The sequence below is a fragment of the Streptomyces sp. NPDC002156 genome (assembly GCF_053593675.1).
Genome location: NZ_JBSFDA010000258.1, coordinates 1 through 9,984, shown reverse-complemented (window position 1 = coordinate 9,984; position 9,984 = coordinate 1). Strand labels below are relative to the sequence as shown.

The following is a 9,984-nucleotide window of genomic DNA, read 5'->3' as shown; positions in this document are numbered from 1 at the left end:
GGCTCTGCCCCCAGACCCCCGTATCGCGCTGAACGCGCTCGTCCTCAAACGCCGGTCCGGATACTCCAGACGTACCACTCTGGAGTGATCACAGGTGAGCACCCTTGCCGCCCCGCTCGTCCGCCCTGACGGGAATGTGTCGGTCCCTACACGGGACATGACGACTACACCCCGGAGCCCTCTGGCGGGCACGGTCTACACCGAGACCCTGCGGGGTGTGCGGTGTGTCCGGCTGTCCGTGATGACGGACGAGACCACCAGCCCCGAGCGGCAGCGTGAAGCCGACGACATTGCAGCGGCAGCCCTCGGGATCGATTTCGGCGAGGCTGACGCACTGCGCGAAGCCGTCGACCTGGACGTGAGCGCGTCCGCGTTCGGTCCCTTCGACCGTCCGCAGCTCGGCGGGTGGCTCGCCCGTCCGGACGACTTCGATGCGCTCGTGTGGTGGCGCTTCGACCGTGCCATCCGGTCCATGGCGCACATGCACGAGCTTGCCGCGTGGGCCCGCGAGCACCGCAAGATGTTGGTCTTTGCCGAGGGTATCGGCGGGGGTCGGCTGGTGTTCGACTTCCGCAACCCGATGGACCCCATGAGCGAACTCATGATGCTCATGCTCGCGTTCGCGGCACAGGTCGAGTCGCAGAGCACGCGGGACCGGGTCAGCGGTGCACAGGCAGCCATGCGCACTATGCAACTGCGCTGGGCGGGCGGTGCCATCCCGTACGGCTACATGTCCGTGCCGATGCCCAAGGAACACGGCGGGATCGGCAAGACCCTCATTGCCGACCCGGACGCCGTGCGGGTCATCGAGCGCATCGTGCGGGAACTGCTGAGCGGGAAGAACCTGACACAGATTGCCATCGGGCTCAACGATGACAAGGTGCCGTCCTCTCGCGACCACCAGGCCATGCGCAGAGGCAAGCCGACCGGCGGCATGACCGGCAGCGGAGTCAAGGGACGCCCCGGGACACGGCGCGAACGTCACCGCTGGCAGGCGACCCACATCAAACGCATTCTCACCTCCTACACCATGCTCGGCTGGAAGGTGCACGACGGGAACCCGGTCCGGGACAAGGACGGCACCCCCGTCATGATCACCACTACGCCGATCACGACGCGGACCGAGTTCGACCAGGTAGGAACCCTGCTCGCCGAGACGAGCCGCCCCACCGGCCCGCGTATCCGCCGGGACACGGTTGCGCTGCTGCTGCGGGTGATCCACTGCGCCGGATGCAAGGGACGCATGTACCTACGCCCCAAGGGAAGCGGAAGCAATCAGTACTACGGGTGCACCGCCGCCACACGGGGCGAACGCTGCGCCGAGCCGAGCAGCATCCGCGCGAATTGGGCGGACGCGTACGTGACGGAAGAGTTCTTGCGCCTTGCCGGAACGATCTCCGTGAACACGGTCGTGAGCGTCCCCGGCTACGACCCGGAGCCCGAACTGCTCGCCACCCTTGCCGAGTTCAGCGAGCACCAGGAACAGAAGGGACGGCAGAAGTCCAAGCACGCCGCGCACGCATGGCAGGAACGCGCGGACGCGTTGGACGCGCGCATAGCCGAGCTGGAAGGGCGCGAGAAGGTGGCTCCGACGCGGACGGTAACGCCCACGGGCCGCACCTACGCCGACGAATGGCATGCAGCCGACCACACCGCCCGCCGCGCCATGCTCATGGATGCGGGTGCCCGTCTGGACGTCCGGCGCGGTACCCGTGGCGGGTGGCGGAAGCTGGACACGTCCCGCGTGGACTTCACCATGACGGGTGAGCTGGACCCCGCCGCGGAAGGTGTGGCCGTAGCCGCTGCGGACACCGAAGCCGAAGCCAACGGCACGGACGTTCCCCCGGTGCCCGGTGCCGTGGCACGGCTTGCGGAGACCACGGCCGAACCGGTGCACGTGCTCGCCGAGCCCGTTGCCGACCCCGCCCGAGAGCACCCCGAGCCCGTTGCCGAGCTGGTGCCCGAGCGGGTTCCGGTCCTCGCCTAGCCCCCTGTACCACCCCGAGACAGCCCCGGTAGTCCATGTGACCGCCGGGGCTGACTTGCGCCCGCACACGGACGCTCGGGGCTCCGGGCAGGCAGCGCGACCAGCGGGCAGCCCATGACGGTATGACGGTTAGACCTACTTTTTTGAATGCACATAGAAAAATAGAGAGAAAACCAAAACGGCATCCGAACCGTCATCCCGTCATGCTCGGGGCTCGGGAATCTGGTGGTCCCCACAAGCCAATGAGGGACCGAGCGAGCGAAAGTCACCGCACAGCGGGGACGGGAATTCGTTGGTCCCCACAACACAGTGAGAGCGGGTTACCGCGCACCCCACCAGCCCGGAAACGGCGGTCTGAGTGCCCGACTCTCACCAGCTCTGCCCGTGCACCACGCACCCGTTCGGGGTGGCCGCAGGGGTCGTGAGGCAGAGCGCGGGGAGACTGCACCGCCCATGAGTAACCGGCTCGTCCGCGAGTCGCCGAAACGGGTTGTAAGCCCGTGTGGTCTCCCCACCATGCCCGGACCGGTCTCGCCGGCGAGGGCAACGCCAAGCCCACTGACCCAACGGTAGAGGTGCGCGGTACTGGCCCCGGATCGGGGATATCGGCCGCAGAGTTCCCCGGTTCAAGTCCGGGGTGGGCACGCAACAACGAGTGGCCGGATGCCCGTGAGCACGCTGCCCATGGGCACAGGCATGTTGCCTTTCAGGTCGCTTGCGCAGACAGGCCAGAACGACGACCAGGGGGTGAGCATGCGGTGTGTTGACTGCACCGAGCCCGCCACTCACCGGGGCCGCTGCGAGGGTCACCACCAGGTCTACGAACGGCGTGCTTCGGTGCGTGCTCGGCGGGTCCGTCGCGCGGTGCTGGTCCGGGTGTTCTCGGGTGCCGCTCGGCTTCGTGCCCTGGTCGGTGCCCGTGGTGGTGCCCGTTGTGCGCGGTGCGGGTCGCTCGTCCTCGCGGACGTGGTGGATGTGGACCATGTGCAGCCGCTCGCCCTCGGTGGCGAGGACACGGACACGAACGTTCAACCCCTTTGCCACGGATGCCACTTGGCCAAGACGGGCGAGGACTTCCCCACAGGAACTATCACCGGGACGTGAGCCACGCGGCAAGTGCGCTTCCCGTGGTCGTGGCGAGAGCTGCCACCACCCATCCGGGGACGCGCTGAATCGCCAAGTACAGCCCGCCGCAGCGGAGTTCGAACACCGGCCGTTGGTTGTCTGTCGTTTGAGGCATGACCCAATTCAGCCGTACGGGAACGTGGCACCGCTACGCCAAACCTTCGCCACTTCCTCGCCACTTTCAGAGCCCGGCAAATACCACATAGCGAGCGGCACAGCTACGCCAAACCGTGGCCGTATTGCCCCGCTTAGGGCGCTCGCAATTAGCACGCGAGAGACCCTCACCGCTACACCGAGCGGTCCCCACTTCACCCCACTTCCCCCGGTTCGGAGGTGATCCCCCATGCCTCGCAAGCCCCGCCCCCCTTGCTCGGTACCCGGCTGCCCGGAACTGACCACGGGCGGACGCTGCCCCCAGCACGCCAAGGAAGCGGAGCAGCAGCGCGGGACGACCACGGCCAAGGGATACGGGGTCAAGTGGGAACGCATCCGGCGGCGCTACCTGTACGCGCATCCGTGGTGCGTGCTGTGCACCAAGACGGCGACCGTTGCCGACCACTTCCCCGAGTCACGCCGTGCGCTGGTCGCCAAGGGCGTTGAAGATCTGGACGCGTGGTCTCGTCTCCGTCCGCTGTGCACGTCGTGCCACAACAGGGAGACCGCGAAGCACCAGCCGGGCGGTTGGGCTGCCGAGCGGGTCCAGCCTCGCCGGTCGTAGCCGACCAGGCGGGGACCCCCTCGCCCTCCCGCAAAAGAACGGCAGGGAGGCAAAAAACTCGTATGGCCCATTGAAACGTTTCTGCGGAAGGGGTATCTCGTTCCGGAAATTCCTTAGCACCCTCACCCCGATTAATGATCACGGCGCCTGGGCACGAAATCGCCATGGGGTATCGAGGGGGCCAAGTCGCCATTTCCACCACCGACACGTTCGCTGGAGTTTCGGCCGTTGCCGCAATGTTGGGGCTTCTGCTGTCGATCGGGGCATGTATCTTTGCATTCCGCAGCGCCCGAGCTGCAGAAGCCTCTGCTGCCAGCGCTGCGGACGTAGCGAGGATTGAACGGGAGCGGCAAGAGGGCGAGAGATCTGCAACCCTCGGAGCCAGATTCGTAAGGGACGGTTACTCAAATCTCTTCCTCGTGATCGATAATAGCGGGCCGGCCATGGCGCGCAATGTCGGGGTTTCCATGCACCCGATCCCTTCTCACGAAAACGTTCCAAAATTCACCTCACGCGCTCGCAATCAGTTCCCTCTAGACCTGCGACCTGGCGGCCAAGCGATCTTGCCGCTAGATATTCCTAAGAGCACCCGAAAGACCCAATCTCAGGTAGTGGAGGTTCGTCTTGGCTGGCTGGATGACATAGGCCCAAAGAATCGAACAGTAAGAGTCGATAGGTACCTGTAACGGGCTGGAGACGATGGCATTTCGAGGTGCCAAACCTAAACCACATATGCAAGCCGTCCGCGAGGGCACCTTCCGTCCCGACCGCAACAGCGAGGGCGCGCGGTTCACGCCGTTGGACCCGATCGAACCGGACTGGTCCGAGCTGTTGCCCGGCGACTCGTCCGAGGATGTGCGTGGGAAGGCGGCGGACGTGTGGGCGCGGACGATTCCCGCCCTGGTGGTGTCGGCGGGCTTGACCGACCCGCAGCGGGAAACGGCTATCGAGTATTGCGTGACAGTCGCTCGGCTCTGGCAGGCGGAACGGGAGTTGTCCCGTACAGGTCTGGTGGTCGAGACGGAACGCGGGAACGTCAAGAGTCCGTGGGTGACGATCGCCCACCAGTACCGGAGTCACTTCCGGTCGCTGGTCGGTGAGTTGGGGCTGAGCCCCGCATCGGCAACCCGGATCACCCCGCCGGAATTCAGCGGGGGCGAGGATGACGGAGTTTTCGACTGACGGTCTACCCGTGCCGCTCGCGCCCCTTGGTGACTGCTGGGCAAGCCTCATGGGCTCCGGGCGCCTACTTCGACGTAGTGGCAGCCCACCCTTTATCCGGGAATCCGGGATGCCTGAAATAACCGGGCGCTCATCCGATTCCGGATTTGAAACCACTAGTGAAGGAAAATATGGCACTCACCCTTGCCGAATCGGCAAAGCTCACTCTTGACCAGTTGCAGCGCGGGGTGGTTGAGACTTTCGTTCAGGAGTCTCCGATCCTTGACCGCCTGCCGTTGATTCAAGTTGAGGGGAGCGCATACAAGTACAACGAGGAATCCACTCTGCCCGGCGTCGCGTTCCGTGCGGTAAACGAGGCGTACCCGGAGAGTGTGGGTGCACTCAACCAACGTGTTGAAACGCTTGCCATCCTCGGCGGGGACGCGGACTTGGACAAGTTCATCGTCCAGACACGCGGCAACCTGAACGACCAGCGAGCTATTCAGACCCACATGAAGATCAAGGCGGCATCGATTCACTTCTCCGACCAGTTCTTCAACGGCGATGTGCTGGTGAACCCGAAGGGCTTCGACGGTCTGCGCAAGAGGCTCATGGGAAACCAGGTGATCGACGCGAAGGGTGTGGGGCCCGTCGCCAGCGGCTACGACTTCTTCGACACATTGGACGCTCTCACCGCACAAGTGCGGGGGATCAGTGGATCGAACGGCGCGCTCTACATGAACGGTGCGCTTCGGGCCAAAATTGTCTCCGGGTTCCGCCGGCTCGGTGGGGGTGAACTCCTGGTCAACGAGATAGCCGGGAAGCGCGCCACTATGTGGAACGGGGTCCCGCTGCTGGATGCAGGGCAGAGACTCGACGGCACGGACGTGCTGCCGCTCACGACGGAAACGAGCGGCAAGGCGACCGGTGACATCTACGCCGTGCGTTTCGGCTCCTCCGAGGCGGACGCCGGAGTGTCCGGGCTGACCAACGGCGGAGTACAGGCAACCGACCTGGGTGAGGCCCACGACAAGCCCGTCTACCGGACTCGCATCGACTTCTACTGCGGTCTCGCGCTGTTCGGCGGGAAGGCCGCCGCACGGCTGACAGGCGTTGTGAACGGCTGACAGCGCTGAGAGTAATGCCCCGTACTCACCTCCCCGTCCGGGAGGTTGGGTGCGGGGCCTTTTCCCGTTCTGGCGGCGCATCAGATGATCTGGCGAGCGGTCCGGCTTGACTGATCAGAGTTGCCCGGCTACGGCGGGGGCATACGCTTGACGTGAGGTGAGTGCCGATGTCCACAGGGTTGGCAGACAACGTCAAGAAGTTCCGCCGTACGGCCGGACTGAGCCAAGAGGGCTTGGCGGAGGCGGCGGATCTCTCGCTGAGCACCGTGCGCAAGGCCGAGCAGGGAGGGCATGTCAGCATGGACACGCTTGCTGCCCTGGCCCGCGCGCTGGGGGTCTCGACGTCTGCCTTATTCGCCACCGAGGCTCCGACGTCCGTACTGGGCACCGAGGATGAGGCGAACCGCCGGTATCTGGCGGAGCTGAGGCGGTCTCTCATGCCCCCGGTCGGGCTCTCAGTGCCGCTGGCTGAACCCGGTGAAGCCGGGGAAGTCTCCGCCATCCGGCAAGGCGTGCAGGACGGTCACGCGCTCTATCAGGCCGACCGGTACACGTCCGTCGCGCGGAAGTTGCCCGGTCTGCTGCGTTCCTCCGAAGCTGCCGTTGCCACCCTCGAAGGTGAGGAGCAGCAGCACGCCACGATTGCTCGGGCTCACGCGCTGCTGCTCACGGGCAAGTACCTGACGCAGGTCCGGCAGTACGACATGGCCTATTTCGCGCTCGCTGAGGCCATCCGCCTTGCCCGCGAGACCGGCCAGACTCAGTTGGCGGCAACAGGAGTCGTGGGGCTGTGCTGGCTCTTGCTGCGAGAGGACCGGTTCGACGAGTCCGAACAACTGGCAGCGCAGACGGCACAGGAGATCGAACCGCGCATGTCCGAAGCGACTCCCGCGAACCTCGCTGTGTGGGGTGAACTGTGGCTGAGGGTCGCGGCGGCATCGGTGCGCAACAACCGGCCGGACGTGGCGCAGGAAGCTCGCAGGATGGCACGGACCGCCGGGGGCGCGCTGGACGGTGAACACGTCGAATTCCCCGCGCACTGGAGCGCGTTCGGCCCCGTCACTGTGGAGGCGAAAGCCGTTGAGGATCTGTCGCTGGTCGGCGATGCGCGGGGCGTGCTGCGCCGGGCCGACGACGGGCCGCTAAGTGGCAAGGCGGTGCGGAACTACGGGACGTTGAGCACCAACAACTGGGGCCGGCACCGGCTGGACGTCGCCCGCGCTCACGTCGTACTCGGGTCGCACCAGGACGCCATGGACGAGCTGACCCGTATCCGCCGTACAGCCAGTGAGTGGATGACCCATCAGCCTATGGCCCGGCGTGTGATGGCGGACATCCTCAAGACCCGCAAGCGGACACTGACGGAAGATATGCGCAGCATGGCGGCTCATCTCCGGGTCGCCGGGTAGGCGCTGCGGAGCGTGGTACTTCCGCTGCTCAAAACGCTGAACTACCGCTGTGAGCACGTGGAATGAGCTTCTGAGCGCCCGTAGGTTCCCTCTACCGAGGAACCATCAGAGGGGGCCGAAGCGATGCAGAGAACGGACAACGACCGGCAGCGACGGCAGGACCTTGCCGATATTCCTTCAGGACGCCATGTGCGGTTGCTGCCCTGGACGACGGACGGCAAGCGGTGCTTGCTGAGCACGGACAACGCGGGCGGATACCTGTCCCGGCTCGCCGACGAGATGGAAACCATTCAGCTTGCGATGGGCTCGGAAGTGCTTCAGCACGCGGGCAATTTGCTCGACGACCAGACGGCGTCAACTGGAGAGTTGAAGTACGCCGGGGTTCGTCTCGCCGAGTGCCTGCGGGACGCGCTGAGGGTGGCCGAGTCGCGCGGAATGCGCCTGCCCGTGCCGGAGGACATCGAAGACGACGAGAACGACTCCGACAGCCCCGTTGAAGCAGTTGGGTGACAACCGCCCCGGAGCAGCGGTGTCGCAATGCTGTCAGGGAGCCCCACCGGACGCGCGCCGAGAGCATCAGGAAGCATCCCCTCCCACTGAACTCACCCAGCTACTGCGGGCTTTGTACCGGGCACCGGTCCATCTGGTGTGACGGGTGCTGCGGATTCGGCGGGTGTCAACTCTGCGGATGGACCGAGAAACGCCCCTGCCCCGTATGCGTCGGTGGCAGCGCGGAACCTGTCCGCTGGTGACTCCGGCCCGCTGAGGACGGCCCGAGCAAGGCTCAGCGCGTCGGCCGCCCCGCCCATGCGTCCCAAATCCCCGTGACGCATGGGCGGGGCCCCGTTCCTATATCTCATCCCCCAAAGCCAGGAGCGCGCTTTGGCGTGCCCACACAACGAGGAGATGTCTTGCACAGTGACATTGACCTGACCAACCCGCCCGGTCGGCGCATCGGCGCTCTCGCGCTGATCCGTAACGAGAGCGGAGCGGTCCTCATGGTCGAACCGTCCTACAAGGACGGGTGCATCCTGCCGGGAGGCGGAGCACACGGCGACGAGCCCGCACACGAGGCGTGCGCCCGTGAAGTGACCGAAGAGACCGGGCTTGCCAACTTCCGGCCGGGCCGGTTGCTCCTGGTCGACTACATCCCGCACGACGAGGAGACCGGCGTCACCGAGGGGTACAACCTCGTCTTCGACGGCGGGACCCTGCTGAACACCGCGGCCGTCACGCTGCCCGAGCCGGAAGACGGCAAAGAGCCGGAACTGACCGCCTACCGATGGGTACAGCCGCACACCCTGAACACCTTCACCGAGCCGTACCAGGAAAGCCGCGTCCGCCGGGCACTCGCCGTTCTCGACGGCTTCGGGCCCGCGCAGTTCCTCTGCGAGGGCAAGTCGGTGACGGCGGACAACCGGTAATGGGAATCGCCAAGCGAACCGTAGCGGCGGCACAGGCAGCAATCGAGCGGGACCGGACGAACGGCACACCGCAGAACACGCAAGGGTCACTCGCGGACAGGCACGTCCGCACCCACACGCCGGAAAGCCTCTACCCCAACGAGGCTGACGACGACAGCGACACCGAGACGGCGTCGTAGCACCGGTTCGAGTCGAGCCCCGTCCATGCATCTCCCCCGGCGCATTGGGCGGGGCTTGAGCATGGTCTCGGCACCAGCTTCTCGTCAGCTAGGTCCCGAGCCTCACCGACGACCAGGCGGCAGACATCGTCACCGCTGTAAAGTCGTCGTTCAGCGACTGAACAGACACGGAAGCGCCCCGTTCGGCCACGTGCCGGGCGGAGCCCCTTCGGCTGGTGAGGGCGGGTGCGGATGACAGCGGGCCGGGCTGCGCGGGGTAGCCTTCACGCTGCACATACGTGCGCACCAAACCTCCCTCACCGGACCGCATCTGGAGGAGCCACAGCGATGGCTGAATTCACCAGTTCGAGCATCACGATCGAGGCGGCACCGAACGAGGTGATGGCGGTGATCGCCGACTTCGCCCGTTACCCGGACTGGACCGGCGAGGTGAAGGAGGCGGAGGTCCTGAAGACCGATACCCAGGGCCGCGCCGAGCAGGTCCGCCTCGTCATGGACGCCGGCGCGATCAAGGACGACCAGACCCTCGGCTACACCTGGACCGGCGAGAACGAGGTCTCGTGGACCCTCGTCAAGTCGCAGATGCTGCGGGCGCTGGACGGCTCTTACATCCTGAAGGCGGCGGGGGCCGGTTCGACCGAGGTCACCTACCAGCTGACGGTGGACGTCAAGATCCCGATGCTCGGCATGATCAAGCGCAAGGCGGAGAAGGTCATCATCGACCGGGCGCTGGCGGGCCTGAAGAAGCGCGTGGAGGAGCCGAAGTAGTTTCTTCGCCCCCGCCGCCCCTACCCGTCCCATCCCTGGGGGCTGCGCCCCCAGACCCCCCTTCGTCCTCAAACGCCGGACGGGCT

The 9,984-nt window shown here is 65.9% G+C and carries 10 protein-coding genes; all 10 read left to right on the top strand.

From position 1 onward, the window contains the following. Nucleotides 1–157: 157 nt before the first annotated feature. The 10 genes from ACWCRB_RS46940 (at nucleotide 158) to ACWCRB_RS46895 (ending at nucleotide 9,898) form a co-directional block, all read left to right on the top strand. On the top strand, nucleotides 158–1,987 hold the full coding sequence (locus ACWCRB_RS46940; RefSeq protein ID WP_451001927.1) for a recombinase family protein: 1,830 nt from the start codon (nucleotides 158–160) through the stop codon (nucleotides 1,985–1,987). Between the two features lie 663 nt (nucleotides 1,988–2,650). Further along, a complete protein-coding gene (locus ACWCRB_RS46935) occupies nucleotides 2,651–3,091 on the top strand; it encodes an HNH endonuclease (protein WP_451001926.1) in 441 nt (146 codons plus the stop codon). A gap of 364 nt (nucleotides 3,092–3,455) precedes the next feature. After that, nucleotides 3,456–3,830, top strand: coding sequence for an HNH endonuclease (locus ACWCRB_RS46930; RefSeq protein WP_451001925.1), 375 nt, complete (start codon nucleotides 3,456–3,458; stop codon nucleotides 3,828–3,830). A gap of 732 nt (nucleotides 3,831–4,562) precedes the next feature. After that, nucleotides 4,563–5,012, top strand: coding sequence for a P27 family phage terminase small subunit (locus tag ACWCRB_RS46925; RefSeq protein ID WP_451001924.1), 450 nt, complete (start codon nucleotides 4,563–4,565; stop codon nucleotides 5,010–5,012). A 170-nt stretch (nucleotides 5,013–5,182) separates the two neighbouring features. Continuing rightward, a complete protein-coding gene (locus ACWCRB_RS46920) occupies nucleotides 5,183–6,118 on the top strand; it encodes a major capsid protein (protein WP_451001923.1) in 936 nt (311 codons plus the stop codon). 167 nt (nucleotides 6,119–6,285) lie between these two features. Next, nucleotides 6,286–7,527 carry a helix-turn-helix domain-containing protein gene (locus ACWCRB_RS46915; protein WP_451001922.1) on the top strand — a complete coding sequence of 414 codons (1,242 nt, stop codon included), beginning with the start codon at nucleotides 6,286–6,288 and terminating at the stop codon, nucleotides 7,525–7,527. Nucleotides 7,528–7,650: 123 nt separating this feature from the next. Further along, the gene (locus ACWCRB_RS46910; RefSeq protein ID WP_451001921.1) at nucleotides 7,651–8,037 is read left to right on the top strand and encodes a hypothetical protein; all 387 of its coding nucleotides are present in this window, start codon (nucleotides 7,651–7,653) and stop codon (nucleotides 8,035–8,037) included. A gap of 401 nt (nucleotides 8,038–8,438) precedes the next feature. Next, entirely contained in the window at nucleotides 8,439–8,951 is a 513-nt protein-coding gene (locus ACWCRB_RS46905; protein ID WP_451001920.1) for an NUDIX domain-containing protein, read from the top strand. Beyond that, the gene (locus ACWCRB_RS46900) at nucleotides 8,951–9,130 is read left to right on the top strand and encodes a hypothetical protein (protein WP_451001919.1); all 180 of its coding nucleotides are present in this window, start codon (nucleotides 8,951–8,953) and stop codon (nucleotides 9,128–9,130) included. Before ACWCRB_RS46905 ends, ACWCRB_RS46900 begins: the two co-directional genes overlap by 1 nt. Before the next feature lie 327 nt (nucleotides 9,131–9,457). Beyond that, a complete protein-coding gene (locus ACWCRB_RS46895; protein ID WP_451001918.1) occupies nucleotides 9,458–9,898 on the top strand; it encodes an SRPBCC family protein in 441 nt (146 codons plus the stop codon). Nucleotides 9,899–9,984 lie beyond the last annotated feature (86 nt).